The organism is Pseudomonas sp. LBUM1652 (assembly GCF_059716105.1).
The window spans coordinates 334,800-347,210 of the sequence record NZ_CP166804.1 but is presented as its reverse complement, the minus strand read 5'-3'; the positions used below and the strand labels follow the sequence as shown (position 1 = coordinate 347,210).

18 protein-coding genes are annotated in these 12,411 nt (G+C 54.1%); 2 read left to right on the top strand and 16 right to left on the bottom strand.

Annotated elements, in window-relative coordinates; all coding sequences use genetic code 11:
• Nucleotides 1-64: 64 nt before the first annotated feature.
• The 6 genes from ACA069_RS01590 to ACA069_RS01565 form a co-directional block, all read right to left on the bottom strand.
• Nucleotides 65-658, bottom strand: coding sequence for a hypothetical protein (locus ACA069_RS01590; RefSeq protein WP_497616043.1), 594 nt, complete (start codon nucleotides 656-658; stop codon nucleotides 65-67).
• A gap of 9 nt (nucleotides 659-667) precedes the next feature.
• Nucleotides 668-1,006, bottom strand: coding sequence for a hypothetical protein (locus tag ACA069_RS01585; RefSeq protein WP_497616041.1), 339 nt, complete (start codon nucleotides 1,004-1,006; stop codon nucleotides 668-670).
• The gene (locus ACA069_RS01580; protein WP_497616039.1) at nucleotides 999-1,778 is read right to left on the bottom strand and encodes a TIGR04255 family protein; all 780 of its coding nucleotides are present in this window, start codon (nucleotides 1,776-1,778) and stop codon (nucleotides 999-1,001) included. The genes ACA069_RS01585 and ACA069_RS01580 overlap by 8 nt, the downstream gene beginning before the upstream one ends.
• A 413-nt stretch (nucleotides 1,779-2,191) precedes the next feature.
• Entirely contained in the window at nucleotides 2,192-2,359 is a 168-nt protein-coding gene (locus ACA069_RS01575; RefSeq protein ID WP_497618327.1) for a hypothetical protein, read from the bottom strand.
• A 60-nt stretch (nucleotides 2,360-2,419) separates the two neighbouring features.
• Nucleotides 2,420-3,532 (bottom strand): HNH endonuclease, encoded by a 1,113-nt coding sequence (locus ACA069_RS01570; RefSeq protein ID WP_497616038.1) that lies wholly within the window; start codon nucleotides 3,530-3,532, stop codon nucleotides 2,420-2,422.
• 790 nt (nucleotides 3,533-4,322) lie between these two features.
• Complete coding sequence (locus tag ACA069_RS01565; protein WP_497616036.1) at nucleotides 4,323-5,060, bottom strand: hypothetical protein; 738 nt, start codon at nucleotides 5,058-5,060, stop codon at nucleotides 4,323-4,325.
• 380 nt (nucleotides 5,061-5,440) lie between these two features.
• Here ACA069_RS01565 and ACA069_RS01560 point away from each other — a divergent pair, with 380 nt between their 5' ends.
• Together ACA069_RS01560 and ACA069_RS01555 are read left to right on the top strand one after the other, a co-directional pair.
• Entirely contained in the window at nucleotides 5,441-5,992 is a 552-nt protein-coding gene (locus ACA069_RS01560; RefSeq protein WP_497616034.1) for a hypothetical protein, read from the top strand.
• A 405-nt stretch (nucleotides 5,993-6,397) separates the two neighbouring features.
• Nucleotides 6,398-6,805 (top strand): hypothetical protein, encoded by a 408-nt coding sequence (locus ACA069_RS01555; protein WP_497616033.1) that lies wholly within the window; start codon nucleotides 6,398-6,400, stop codon nucleotides 6,803-6,805.
• 143 nt (nucleotides 6,806-6,948) lie between these two features.
• Here ACA069_RS01555 and ACA069_RS01550 read toward each other — a convergent pair whose 3' ends face one another.
• The 10 genes from ACA069_RS01550 to ACA069_RS01505 all read right to left on the bottom strand — a co-directional run bounded on the left by ACA069_RS01550 (nucleotide 6,949) and on the right by ACA069_RS01505 (nucleotide 12,311).
• Entirely contained in the window at nucleotides 6,949-7,209 is a 261-nt protein-coding gene (locus ACA069_RS01550; protein ID WP_497616031.1) for a bacteriocin immunity protein, read from the bottom strand.
• Complete coding sequence (locus ACA069_RS01545) at nucleotides 7,206-8,543, bottom strand: pyocin-S2/colicin E7-DNase domain-containing protein (protein ID WP_497616029.1); 1,338 nt, start codon at nucleotides 8,541-8,543, stop codon at nucleotides 7,206-7,208. The genes ACA069_RS01550 and ACA069_RS01545 overlap by 4 nt, the downstream gene beginning before the upstream one ends.
• A gap of 160 nt (nucleotides 8,544-8,703) precedes the next feature.
• A complete protein-coding gene (locus ACA069_RS01540; protein ID WP_497616027.1) occupies nucleotides 8,704-9,066 on the bottom strand; it encodes a hypothetical protein in 363 nt (120 codons plus the stop codon).
• Between the two features lie 66 nt (nucleotides 9,067-9,132).
• On the bottom strand, nucleotides 9,133-9,555 hold the full coding sequence (locus tag ACA069_RS01535) for a hypothetical protein (RefSeq protein WP_497616025.1): 423 nt from the start codon (nucleotides 9,553-9,555) through the stop codon (nucleotides 9,133-9,135).
• 97 nt (nucleotides 9,556-9,652) lie between these two features.
• Complete coding sequence (locus tag ACA069_RS01530) at nucleotides 9,653-10,006, bottom strand: hypothetical protein (RefSeq protein ID WP_320329469.1); 354 nt, start codon at nucleotides 10,004-10,006, stop codon at nucleotides 9,653-9,655.
• 68 nt (nucleotides 10,007-10,074) lie between these two features.
• Nucleotides 10,075-10,674: a tail assembly protein gene (locus tag ACA069_RS01525; RefSeq protein ID WP_497616024.1), complete on the bottom strand. Its 600-nt coding sequence runs from the start codon at nucleotides 10,672-10,674 to the stop codon at nucleotides 10,075-10,077.
• Between the two features lie 3 nt (nucleotides 10,675-10,677).
• Nucleotides 10,678-11,028, bottom strand: a complete 351-nt coding sequence (locus ACA069_RS01520) for a hypothetical protein (protein ID WP_497616022.1) — start codon at nucleotides 11,026-11,028, stop codon at nucleotides 10,678-10,680.
• Nucleotides 11,029-11,139: 111 nt separating this feature from the next.
• Nucleotides 11,140-11,745, bottom strand: a complete 606-nt coding sequence (locus tag ACA069_RS01515) for a hypothetical protein (RefSeq protein WP_497616020.1) — start codon at nucleotides 11,743-11,745, stop codon at nucleotides 11,140-11,142.
• Nucleotides 11,742-12,056 (bottom strand): hypothetical protein, encoded by a 315-nt coding sequence (locus ACA069_RS01510; protein ID WP_497616019.1) that lies wholly within the window; start codon nucleotides 12,054-12,056, stop codon nucleotides 11,742-11,744. Before ACA069_RS01510 ends, ACA069_RS01515 begins: the two co-directional genes overlap by 4 nt.
• A gap of 9 nt (nucleotides 12,057-12,065) precedes the next feature.
• The gene (locus ACA069_RS01505; RefSeq protein WP_497616018.1) at nucleotides 12,066-12,311 is read right to left on the bottom strand and encodes a hypothetical protein; all 246 of its coding nucleotides are present in this window, start codon (nucleotides 12,309-12,311) and stop codon (nucleotides 12,066-12,068) included.
• Nucleotides 12,312-12,411: the final 100 nt, after the last annotated feature.

The window sequence follows — 12,411 nt, the reverse complement described above, 5'->3', positions numbered from 1 at the left end:
CACAGTGGACATTGGAGCGCAGAGACGCAATGCCACAATCCTAAGAAAAATCTTTTTGGATAGCTCATCCGCGTGCGATCGCTTCATGCATCCTACAAAAATGGATCGCCAGCTTAAAGGAAAGCAGGTAATGGCCCATTTGGCTGAGCGAAGTCAGCTTGGTTTTTTCGGCATGACTGTCGAACGACCTGTAAGGGATCGAAGTCACTCTGTCCAGGAGTGCTACGCCCTCCTCATCCATCCCATATCCCACGGGCAAAAAAAGCATGCTGGTGATTTTTTGCTCGCGGATTGACTGGATTTTGGACTTTATGGCATCCGTATCAATTCCGCTTTTTTCCAAGACGCTAGCGTAGCCCGCCAGCCCTATTACTGGAGCGTAGGTGATATAGATAGGCAGCTCTCGTTTGTTATCCGGGGATACGTCACAACTATTAGATATTACCAAAACCCGAACAGACCTAATTTTTCCTGAAGGGAAATCCATTAACGGAGTCTGTCCCCAAAGGTCGCCTTGCAGGGTTTCATCTGCAAAATCAGTAGTATAGAGATTTGTTTTTTCAGAGAAATCCCTGAGAGCTCCGGCCAATCCGAGCTTCTGCTCTGCTGTGAGGTAGTAGGGTAAAAAATCCTTGTAATCAAACCGATCGATGTTCATCCAAGAATATTACCCTAGCACTAGATCCCAGAAGTTATCTTCAAGAACCTCAGCAAAGTCAGCCCCCAGTGGCTGCATGCCTCCTGACAGCTGTGTGACAAACGATTGGGAGGCGTTGTCCAGATATCGATGGATATCAAGCTCAACGGTTTCACCTACGTTAACCCTGATGGTTGGGCTTGTACCGGATTCTCGATAATTGCCGACAACCATGGTTGAAACGTTTCTTCCAGTAATGCTATCCATAGCTTCTACCTGGGAATGGGCGGCCATCACGGCCGCGAGTACGAGTGCGGAAGCAGCGGCACTGTAGGTTGCAGGGGAGAACTGAAGAGTGTAGTTACGCATAGACAGGCTCCAAATACTCCAGTGCGGCCGCAGAAATACAATCGAACACTACTCGTTTGTTGGCAGTGTGCAACCGTTCAGTGCGCTCAGCTAATTTATCCAAGAAAACCTGAGGGTTTTCACCTTGTAGGTCTAGCACAGAATCAATATCAAGCACTGGGCCAGTTCGCGTTGTGCCGTTCGCAAGGACGTACTGCGCTGCCGAGCCGACCTGAATACTATGAAGCAGCTCCCCGTCTCGTGATTCCATTCTGACATGGAAATTATTGCCTGTTGGAGAGCGCCGGCCTAACGAAAGCTCAAAATTGAAACAGTCGCTAGCCTCCAGAGGTGAGCTGTCAAGAATATCCACATACTTAATAGAGCATCTATTCACAGCAGTTATCATCTGCGTTCGCAAAACCATGCTAAACGCGGTGTGAATCGCTTCTGAAAATTTGGCCCAACCTTGGTATGGAAGCTTTGCTGCAACGCAAAAAATGTGGTCGCCCAGCAAAATCCAGAAATCTCCCCAACTGATGCGGCAGATTGGCGAGTGGATCAAATTTGGGTCTTGGTCACGAATTTCCTTTGGCACAGCAGTCAGAGGTAAGTTTTCCAAAGACTTTTCGCCCGGCAGTTGGCTGTAGAGCATCCCAGGCCAAATAGATGCAACTGGCACATGGCTATCAAAACGCATCTCGAACACTGCGTCTATCAGCGGCTCTTTGCCCAGCTTGATTGGCATAGCTGCCCCAGCCATCTTGTGCCCCACCTGACTTACTCCTCCCATTCGATTCTGAGCTCCTTCTCGAAGAAAAGGGACTACGCTCGGCCCTTCCGGCATTAATGCTGTGGGCGCGCGATTCTAGAGCAGCACGCCAGCCGTGTCGATTAACAGACACCCCAGCGGGAAGCGAATTCACCATCTCGGTCCGCGTTGCTCTATGGGGCAGTGTAGGTGATCCATAGTTCGAAGGCCATGCCGCTACTCGGCAGCCCCACCATTGTAGGCGTTCGCGCCACCACCACCCCGGATCAGGGTAGTGGTCGTTCATGGAGTATTTCGCGAAAGGATATTGTCCTGGATTATCCTTAATTAGCCTAGGCTCCCATTTTGGTATCGCAGGTACTGAAAATGCTGTCGAGAGCCAGGCATTTCCGTTTTGTGGCTACGAGCGCACTTTCCTAATAACTCGCCATGGCTCAGCTCACCGGGAGAGGGCGCGCCGGGCATCCTTGGTGGAACTGGTCGAGCGCTTGCTCCTCGAATGCCGCCGCCATTGCGCTGGCCTTCCTGATAATCTGCAGCGCCAGCTCCGGCGGGAACATCACCTTGTCTGCGGGTAGATAATTACAGTCGATAACGGACAATTCTCTGTCCTCAAATGGTTGCTTAGCCGGAACCGCTCCCCGTGCCGTCGATATTGGTTCCTACGGTTGCTTCTGTCTTAACAGGTAAGGCGCGAGTTTTTCTGCCATTAGTCGGCAAAATTTTTTGTACTGGGCGTCGGTAATCAGTTCGCCTTCATTTGCACCGCAGTTTTCAAATGCAAACTTAACGGCTTCAGATAAAACCCGATCTCTTTCTCTGGCTTCTGACATTGCTAACGCAACAGGTATCACCGCTTCAAAGCACTGTTGCATTTTGACGGGGTCATATTTCTCGTAATTGTACGTTGCATAAACATCCTCCAAGTTCAACGGCATACGGATATTTAAGGTCAGCTCGACACCTGTGACTGGATCTATCGCATAACTCTTGGATATTTTACTTCCAACGTAGTTTTCAGAGAGACACACAATCATTCGCTGTATGCCAAAGTATTCCACATAACCCAGAAGCAGTCCTAAGTCGGGGTCACCTTGGATGGCCACGCAGTGCAAGGGAGTATTAAGTGGACGATTTTCTACTAAATCTTGTTCATTATAATAGCCGAAACAAGGGTTACCATCGCGGCGAAGGTACTCGATAGCTTGCTCGCAAGAGGTCGACGCAACGCCTGCGCTGTGAGCCAAGCACAGTGTCGATTTAACTAGCGATTTTCCCGAGTTTGGGCCACCAAACGCGAAGTCAAATTTCAGCATCCCGGAAAGATATTCCTCGGTGGGTATTAGATCGGAAATCAGTTGCTCTATATTTATGGTCGGATGTTTATTTTTCACGCCTTTTAATATTGATTTTGCTTCTTTGATGTCACGAGCAATTATTCTAATACTCGTTTTTCCGTCAACTGTCACTTCTTCAAAGCTCACTTTGGCTGGTGACATCCCGCCCTCGCTATGAAGTGTTAGAGACCTCCCTTCTGTTGTCTCAAATGTCTGTGAGGGAGGGCTCCCTCTCTCTCTTTGAATAAAAAACATTAGACACAACGGATTCAACTGCTTGCTGAGTTCTGTATCCCACTCTTCGCCTGTAGTGCTATTACATTTTTGGCACAAAAAGCCTTTGATTTTTCTTCGGCCACCGATGCTATTGGGGATGATGTGTTCTCTGGAGTCATTCTCAGTAGTTAACTTGATCTCGCATAAACTGCACAAATCCATCTACGACTCTCCACCTTCGATGATCTTACAATCAAGTGTAGCCGCCAGTTGCATTCCAGTTCGGTGTAGGTCTGGGGGGGGTGGGCATTTTTTCCTTTACGAGCATCAAGCGCCAGCACATTGCCTTTCACGCTGGCGGCGTATTGCTTGGGCTGCGCGCAATTTGAAAGGGACCTGTCGGCGAAAATTCGCCAAGGGACTGTCTAGTATTGCTTGGCACGCTAAGGATTTAACGACCCGGTGTTTGCCACCCCATCCCGCAGGCCTGGACCTGACGATTGATCGAGCAGTTACCTTGACGACCATCTCTAGAATTATTGACGTGGCTGGTACCGGTCAAGCTGCGTAAATGCCCGCGAAACCATGAACTGCGTGGCTTTCAGCGTTCCAACTAGTGGTGGTGCCGGAGAAATCCGTCAAGCCCTGTCAAAAATTCCGTCAAGGCTCCGTCAAGGGTGGTCAAGGATTCGGGTTTGCTTTTCCCGGTGTCTTCATGACTCGCCAGCCTCACAAATCACCGTCGTGGGCGTTCCCATTTTCTGGACGTGGTCGCTATCCAGTCTGCTGCCCGACCTGCTCCTGCCCGCGCCCACAGTGGCTCCCGGACGGAGTCAGCCAACCTTACCGCCGCTTAAACCGTCCAGAGCCTGTCCAGAATTCGTCTGGGGTCTGTCAGGTCTATGAGACGGCCAAGCCCGCTTCTTTGATGGCCCCCGCGCGGGATAAGCCTCAGACGGCCGCCCGGCGTGGGTTTCGTCTCATGCCTGTCTCACATTCCGTCAAAGTGTGGTCAAAGAGGTGAGCCAGGTTTCACTTGCATTGCGAAGCGCCGAGGAACGGTGTGAACCTCCAGAGCCGCACCCCACGCTTCCACCACCTCATCGGTAGAGAGAAGTCTGGTAGAGCTGACGCTTCCGCTAGCCTGGATCGTTATGTCTCCCAAAACGGCCATATAAGCAGCGATGGTCTGCGGCAGAACAAGGTGGCCCGAGCCATGACTGTCGTGAACCATGAGATCGTCCTGGCCGAGTGACACGCTGTGGAGAAGTGCTCGATACGTGCGATGGGTGAACTTCGACAGTTGCTGGTAAAAAACTCTGCGCTCAGTGGCTGCTTCTAATCCGTCCTGCGCTTCGATCAGTTTCCGGATTTCGCCGTGAGAAATCGTGTCGTTTTGGTACCACTTCTTCAGCGCAGATACTGCTTTCGGGGAATTCGCGTGCAGAAAGCGCATCACGTCGATCGCTTCAACTGCGTCGCGGAAGACTCGCGCAACTGGCCTGTGGCGCATCTCCTTCAGCAAGACGACGCAGTCGAGGAGTGACGCCAGCAAGTCCATGGTAATCAGCCAAGTCGCCTTCTGCAGAGATTGCTCGTCGCGATGGTATTTCAGCGTGTGCGGCCTGAGGCGTTTGATGATTTCACGAAGCAGGGCATCGCATTCCCTGAGGAACTGCCGCTGGGCTTCATGCTCGTAAGGGTTGTCGTATGCCTCCTGGGGATGTCGACCCCAAACGATGCTGGGCATGCTGGTCTCACTGAAGATTTCGATAGCCAATCATGGGTGTTTCCCCAGTGGGGGTAAACGCCTATACCGATCGCCTAGAAAATATGCCGGTCGCTTGCAGGTTGCCAGGTTAAATGCCTGCGTTTCGGTGGAAACCTCAGTGAAAACCTTACATCGCCCGTCATGGCTTTTGATAATAGGGACGTCCCAGCCGCATCCAGTTTTACGACTTGGTCGCGAAAGATCAGCGTGGGTGGGCGGTTCGCGCGCAACAGTGGTTGCGAACCAGGTGCGAACCATCGCTGCGAACTGACGAGTGTGCATGCCATAGTGATGGTGGCTCGCAGGCTTAGCGGCCTCGTGAGGCCATCTGTTAAACCATGACTGTAAGGAGGGTACGCATGTTCGCGGGTGCTAACGTCGGGCAAGTCTACAAAAAAACCTTTGAGCTGCTTTCTGAAGAGAATGATCGAGGTGCGGTTCTGCTGAGCGGAGTGATAACAGACGGCATTTTGGATGAGATGATCAAAGCGCGACTCATTAGTTTACCTGGCGCTCGCAAGGGAAAGCTCAGATTCCAATACGCGGCAAAGATAGACCTAGCGTTTTCCCTGGGTTTGATTTCGTTGGAAATGCTGACGCTCCTACATAGTCTGCGTGATGCAAGAAATACCTTTGCTCACCAGGTTGTGAATAGCCTCAACGACACCGCTATCGCTGGAGCTATCAAATCGGTGTTCGACGCGGTACCGAGCCTTTATGACGGTTTCATGAGTAACTGGATTGCCAATTTGCAGGCCACTCTACGAGGCGTGGGCGTTGTGGACGAAGCAGTGATCGCCAGCGTCTCTCCCGGCGACAGGGCCAGATTTAACAATTACCTGGCACTCGTTGCAGCTCGGCTTCATGAAGCGTCAGTCAACATCAAAAAGCTGAGTTTGACGGGAATTTAGCTTTGCTCGGCACCCTCCACCGAGGGGTTTGCTGGCAGGGTCAGGGTGCGTACTGATCGTGCGTACCAGGCTGCGTACCAGCGTTGGGAATCTCGCTCCCACAGGGATTTCGCGGGCCTTTGGGTGCGTGAGGATCGTGCGTGAAGGCGTGCGCGAAGGCTCATTCATGGGGTTGTTTTCACAATCAGCGTTGAATGCGTCGGTGACCGGTGGGAGTGGTCACTACTGATGGTCACCGCGAATGGTCACTGGCTGGACGCGTGGCGCGAACTTGCCCTGTGGCTGATGCCGCGCGGACTAACTTTCGCTAACAAATGGTGGATACCGGCCGATCTGTTGCGCGCTGCTTGAAGTCGGTTAGGAATGCCGCTATTGGTAATTTTCAATCCAAGCAGGAAGCGACGCATGCCCACAGAAACAATAGACCTTGTTGAAGCTCGGAAAATGGCTGACGAGATTCGCCGTTTACACGATCAGTTGGAGACACTCATGCGGGAGGGAGGCGCTGGAAAGTCCTTCTCCCCAAATGAGACTGCCTCCCTTCAATCTCGGCTGAAGTCGATCAAGGAAGAAATAAAAACCGCTGCTAAGCACGGAACCATGTCCCGGCGAAAACAAGCACAAACCCGTTTGGAAGAAATGTACTTTGGGCCCGGGCTCCGTTCCGCGTCGGCTAACTTCAGGCTCGCCGTGAATGCGAATCCAACGAGTGATAAATGGGTTCGCGAGCTATACGACCCTGCTGGAGATCTCTCGTATACGCTTCACAACCTCGAGGCTCATATTCTCGAAGAGGAGCAGTCCCAAACCTGACCCCGAGCGGAGGTAGGCACCATACCGGCAGGCCCGCGAGGCTTCGATGGGGATGCTCACCACCCAAGGTATCCACGCCGGATCTAGCCAAACCGCGGATACCGGTCTCAACGGCTGTGTGACCTCCCCGACGTGGCGAGTTGTTACGCGGTTTTGAACCCTGGCAAACCCTGCGCCGCTCGCCAATCCTTCACTGTTTGCAGAATGCCTTCAGGCGAGTCGTCCTCGCCGTTTTCTGGGTAATAAATCCAGTCAGAGGCGGCAGCGTTACCAGTTACTTCGATGAAGTTTTCCAGCAACTCGTCCTGATAATCTTCGGTGCCAGCGGCGCTGCAGATTTCTTTGATCAGTGCGAGAAACTCGCTCTCCGCGTATTCGGAAAGGCTGCTTTTGAGTGCGATCATTTCGAGCTCCGGTGTGTATCAATATGGTGTTTGGGTGTCATGGCGCTGAGGTTGTCGACGTCGTAAACCTCGCCACCCTCAGAAACAGGAATCCCGTGGTGAAGCTCAAAGGATCGGCGCTTGCCCACGGTATCAATCGCCCGGGCGCGAGGCGCCATACCTTCAAGCATTCGGGCTTTATTGCTGTCGTTGAATTGACTGGCGAGCTCCGAATCGCTCCCGACCGCCATCCAGAATGCCTTTCTGAAAGCATCGAAGCTGCTGAAGCTCTTTCCCCTTAGCTGATCTGCGATTCGCGTCGGCACGGGCGACCCTAGACCGACGCTGGCGCCGGCGAGCCAGATACCTGTCACGTCTGTTCCCTGCCCAGTAACGGTGCCTGGGTTGAGACGAACATTCATCACAATGTACAGCGGCTGCACACCTGAATCAGCCGGGAATACGAGGATGAAATCTTTGTATTGGTCGGGGTAGATCGGGCTTACAATGATGCTGTCGGCCTGTTCGGTAGGCGGGTAAATCCAGATCTGCGGCGCTTGAGGTGCGCCCTCTAATGGCGGGATACCAGAGGTGCTCGAGGGATCAACCGCCGGCGTCCAGATGAGGGTTACGCCGTCGCCGAAGTCAGCAACCTGCTGCGATCCTTGCTGGACAAATTGCACGACAGGAATCATTTCCCAGTCACTGCGCTTCTGGGTGTTGTACCCGTACCCCTTCAGTGTTCCGTCGGCCTGCTCCTCAACATGGAGGCGGACGCGAGTACGGGCCTTCTCCAGCGACTGAAGCTGACCTTCCGTGTAGAGGGAGCTATCACCAAGGTTCGACGGCCACAACAGAGCGACTATTCCCGCCAATGTACCAGCGGCCACACCGGCGGTAAGAACTCCTGTACCACCAGCAACCCCCGTTGCAGCAGAGCCGGTCGCAACACTTGCGCCCCCAGCAGCTCCAGCCGTACACAGCCCGCCACAAGAGGCAGCCGCGGCGCCAGCACCACTCAATAAGAGAGTTCCCAGAGCGGCGGGTAAGGCACTACCACTGATTTTTTTCAGTGGGATATTTCCCGCGGCATCAGTCTCGCGACCGCCGAGGAGGGAGAACTCTCCGTAGTTGGCCAGACTCTCGACGGGGATAAATCCGGCAGGCTTTTTGTGATCGATCACACCATCTGCAAGATCGCAGCTTTTGGCGAAGACACAGCCTTTGCTGGCAGGTTTCGTTTCGCTCTTCGTCGGGAGGTCTTTGTATTCAGCCCAGCGTTGGGCGTGAATATCGACGGGCTCGGTGCCGCTGTTGCGGTAACCCTTCGGTGGGTTGGGGACGTATCCACTCATTCCTTGATTCCTGGAATCTTTTCATCCTGAAAACCAACTCGCCGGGTGGCGCATGGCATTTTCGAGCACGGAGAATAACCGCTTGGAACGCAGTGTCGAGTGGTGGCGCATCGCCAGGGCTTCGATGCGATCTGAACATCTCAGTGAGTGTTTTTAGGCTCTAAGGCTCATCGACAGGCTTTGTATCTATGACGATCACATTCGTCGATTGTTGTAGGAGCTTTTGAACCTCGGCAGGCGAGCAACCTTTCGCATGGATCGACAGACCGGTTCCTGTATGAATGATTACTTCTCGGCTTTTTCTTGCCTCAATCCACGCAACAACAACCTTCGCTATAGCATTCCAAGGCATCGCGTCTGATAGGGCAGTGATTGCCTCCACCAGTCCCGAACCTTGAGGGTTTGTGGAAAACATATGGATGGGGCCGTGCGAAATTTCGGCATCATCCAACGCAGCAAGGAATGTCCCCTTGCTATGTTTGAAAAGTGTTAGCCGAACCGATACATGTGTCTCTTTATTCATGCTGAACTCGTTGGTAGGCGTAAAAGCAACAGCGATATCTGTTGTAATAATTAACAGATCAGGATCTTAAGACGGGTATGTGGCATATACCTTTGTGGCGACGTAGAGGAAGAATGAAATCAGCATCGTACGATTTCGCAGCACATACATCGTTTTGGTTCTGCCGGCCACCTTATCAACCGCTTGTCGCGCCATGTGACGCATTGAGAGGTCGTTCAATTCACCCATTTCGATCTTGTGCAAATAGCTTGAGTTGGCATTCATGGTTGAGATTGTCGCCTCAATCCGGAGGAACCCGAATACCGCGCTCAGCCCCATGATGAGGAGAGTTGCCAGGTACATCGTGGAGACATTTGTGCCAATGGGGCCGAAGGGCATGGTCTGCGCAAGGTAGGCGCAGGCTGCCATGGAGGCACCGAGGACGAATCGATCAAAGTTCGCAGTTTCAGAGCTCGCGCTCTGGTGTAGCTGAACGCTTCGTTCAGTCATTTTCAACTTCCTTGATTGGTTACCACTTAGAAAACGGTGCGCGACGAGTATGACGCCAATTACAACGCCCCAAGGCTCGCGTCAGCCAGCGAATTGTTCAGAGGCACGCTTTGGTCGATCGCAAGGCGCTTTCTTTGCCTGAACCGAAGTCGAGGTACGCGCGTTGGTAAAATTTTACCGAGCTACCCGAGGCGGTTTTTTTGATGCTCAGGATCTCATTGGTGTTCATGTCGTTACCGCTGATGATCCGATAGCCCGTTTCTGTTTCGGACATAGTGGCGTCTGGTCGATACTCCTGCCATTGAGGGAAGACACATAGAGCGTAGTTTTTAGGTGTCTTGCTGGAGGATGCTGATAGCGCCGGCCCCTTTTCAACGAGGTCGCTTGGTGAGTAGCATCCAGCCAAAATAAGGGTCGAAGTGGCGAGAGCTGCGGCTTCAAGAAAGCGCATGGTGGCGTCATCCGTAACTGATAAAGCCGTGACGCTAACATGCGCTCGCTAAAAGCCCAATAACCGCGTTACGCCTTGTCTTCAGCGTAGATCGAAGCCGAGATGATCATCCCACCCCATCGACGATGTCCGATGCAAATCGGGACCGGGTTACCGCTTGCCGTAGTGTTCTTGGCGCTGCCGAAGGCGTAGGACGGAGAGTTCTCTGGCCCGGCGCTTTGCTTTAGTCCAGCAGCCTGTGGGCTGAGCATCTGGATAACGCCGCCGGCAGCTGTGCCAATCCCTGCACCCATGACCGCAGTCGCCGCAGCGCCAGCGGTCATGAACGACGCTATGACGATAAGCGCAACTCCGATCACTGTCTGCAGAACGCCGGCGCGCTTGCTACCAGCTATTACAGGAACAATTCGAATCTCCTGCGCCCCACCCAGCTTCAAGTCGCGCTCGCCAATGTTTCTCCGATTACGGAAAACGGCGAACTCCAAGCCTTTGCTCTTGGCGTTAGCCAGGTACTTCACAAAGCCAGGGTGATTTACGTCGACGGCCTTCACCGCTTCGCGAACGTCCCCCGTGGAGAGCTCGTACAGGTGTTCCCGACCAAAGAGTTTCCCAGCGCTACCTCCGAGCAGGATCAAAGTTTTGTTGCCGAAATTGGTGGTCATTGCCATGTCTTACTCCTGTGCGCCTTGGGCGCTGTGTTTGGGGATTTCCATTCCGAGCTGGCCGGCAAGGATCATGCGGGCGGCCATTGCGTCGTTTCGAATCGCGATCTCGCGTTTCACGTCTGGATTCCAGGCCGAACAGTGAGTCGATTTGTACGCCCGGGCTCCCCGGTATTCGATGCGCATCAGTTCGGCGGAAATCCTGGCCTCTTCCTCGGTGAAGAACGGCCCCTCAATCTCGACCCGCTGGCCGTCTCGCACGTGCTCTACCGTCCAGACGATGTACCCGCCTATCGTGCCGAGGGCAGTGGTGAAATCTGTGTCCTTGCACGCTTCGGCGAAGCGTATGTGGTGTGCCATGTGTTGCCTCCTTCGGCGCCTTGGCGCGATTGATGGGCTGATGCCCGGTTGTGTTGCTCCGTGTCGCGACACGTTTTCGTGATTCGCAAAACGTGTCGCGTAATTGGGTTTCTACTTGCCGACGATGCTCAGAGTGGGTGGGAGCCTCGGACCGAACGGAGCACCAGGCGAGAACGGATCGGGCAGTAGGTGCGCCGGGCACTCCCTGATGAATTGGGCTGTGGCGAGCTGGCAGGCGTTGAATAGAGGCCCATCGTTCCAGTCTTGGCCTCGGCGGGCGGCGCTTTCCTCGAGCGCGTAGGTGAACACCAGATCGGCTAGGCTGGCCAAGCCATCCTTGCGCGCCGTCTCCCGTTCCACGGTGTTGATGGCCAGCAAGTCGCACAGCCGATCGAAGCCAAGCCCCTTGGCCAGCCCTTCGGTGTCCAGCACCAGCGAGCGACCGAAGCCGGCAAGCACCGTGCGCAGGTCCTGCCACTCCACGCCGCGGTGAGTAGCAGCAGCTTGTTCAATCTCGGCGATGGCGCCGGCGGTGAATGGCAGGTACTGGCGCAGCTTCCGTGCCTTACGGCGCATGGACTGACGCTCGACACGGATCGAATCAACCCGCTCTCCGAAGATGCGGCAGATCCGCCGCGTGGTGATCAAGCTGGTGCTCATGCTGACGCCTGGTTTCTTGGCGATGTCCACCAGGGTGATAACGAGACTGGTGCTCATGGGCGAGCCTCCATAGGTGTGTTGTCGTAGCTTGCGCGCAGGTGAGCGCCAGCCATGCAATGACGGCCGGCAGGCGCGTAGCAGGATCGACAAACCATGATGTGGTTGAGGTATTGGTCGCGGGCGCGGCGCCACTCAGGTGTGGCTGTGGCGGCACTGGCGTTCGGGCTGCTGTAGAGCAGCGCCGGCCGCTCGATGCGGTTGGCCAGTACCAGGCACGGGGGCTCTGGAACACGGCTCGTCAAATCCGGCTTCTTGGTGCCCGCGATGGTTGTGGGCATGTGATCGAGCAGGGCGGAAAGGAGGCTCATACCTCCACCTCACCCCGATTGTTCGTAATCCAATGTTCCTGTGATTTCAAAAACACCGGCAACAGCGGCAACGATGGCAACAGCCCCGTAAACCGCGGCCTCCAGACGTTTCCGATGCTGCCATTTCGTTGCCAGCAGTTTTTTACCGGCAACAGTGATAACCAAACGGATGGTTTGAACCGCTTCCTTATGTTGAAAATGAGGTGTGTGTTGCCAGTTGTTGCCACTTTTTTTATAGGCTGGCAACGGCTGCAAGCCCCGCCCCACAAGGCCGTTGCCGGTGTTGCCACTGTTGCCAGTGATTCTAGGTTCCTGAGAACTCGGGCAATCCGGGCAAGTGCTGTTTGGGGCCCGT

Excerpts from the sequence above, each read along its gene's own strand:
- ACA069_RS01545 (WP_497616029.1), bottom strand. The coding sequence starts at position 8,543 with ATGAGTGGATACGTCCCCAACCCACCGAAGGGTTACCGCAACAGCGGC.
- ACA069_RS01555 (WP_497616033.1), top strand. The coding sequence starts at position 6,398 with ATGCCCACAGAAACAATAGACCTTGTTGAAGCTCGGAAAATGGCTGAC.
- ACA069_RS01510 (WP_497616019.1), bottom strand. The coding sequence starts at position 12,056 with ATGAGCCTCCTTTCCGCCCTGCTCGATCACATGCCCACAACCATCGCG.
- ACA069_RS01590 (WP_497616043.1), bottom strand. The coding sequence starts at position 658 with ATGAACATCGATCGGTTTGATTACAAGGATTTTTTACCCTACTACCTC.
- ACA069_RS01580 (WP_497616039.1), bottom strand. The coding sequence starts at position 1,778 with ATGGGAGGAGTAAGTCAGGTGGGGCACAAGATGGCTGGGGCAGCTATG.
- ACA069_RS01535 (WP_497616025.1), bottom strand. The coding sequence starts at position 9,555 with ATGACTGAACGAAGCGTTCAGCTACACCAGAGCGCGAGCTCTGAAACT.
- ACA069_RS01550 (WP_497616031.1), bottom strand. The coding sequence starts at position 7,209 with ATGATCGCACTCAAAAGCAGCCTTTCCGAATACGCGGAGAGCGAGTTT.
- ACA069_RS01565 (WP_497616036.1), bottom strand. The coding sequence starts at position 5,060 with ATGCCCAGCATCGTTTGGGGTCGACATCCCCAGGAGGCATACGACAAC.
- ACA069_RS01585 (WP_497616041.1), bottom strand. The coding sequence starts at position 1,006 with ATGCGTAACTACACTCTTCAGTTCTCCCCTGCAACCTACAGTGCCGCT.
- ACA069_RS01560 (WP_497616034.1), top strand. The coding sequence starts at position 5,441 with ATGTTCGCGGGTGCTAACGTCGGGCAAGTCTACAAAAAAACCTTTGAG.
- ACA069_RS01570 (WP_497616038.1), bottom strand. The coding sequence starts at position 3,532 with ATGGATTTGTGCAGTTTATGCGAGATCAAGTTAACTACTGAGAATGAC.
- ACA069_RS01520 (WP_497616022.1), bottom strand. The coding sequence starts at position 11,028 with ATGGCACACCACATACGCTTCGCCGAAGCGTGCAAGGACACAGATTTC.
- ACA069_RS01525 (WP_497616024.1), bottom strand. The coding sequence starts at position 10,674 with ATGGCAATGACCACCAATTTCGGCAACAAAACTTTGATCCTGCTCGGA.
- ACA069_RS01515 (WP_497616020.1), bottom strand. The coding sequence starts at position 11,745 with ATGAGCACCAGTCTCGTTATCACCCTGGTGGACATCGCCAAGAAACCA.
- ACA069_RS01540 (WP_497616027.1), bottom strand. The coding sequence starts at position 9,066 with ATGAATAAAGAGACACATGTATCGGTTCGGCTAACACTTTTCAAACAT.
- ACA069_RS01530 (WP_320329469.1), bottom strand. The coding sequence starts at position 10,006 with ATGCGCTTTCTTGAAGCCGCAGCTCTCGCCACTTCGACCCTTATTTTG.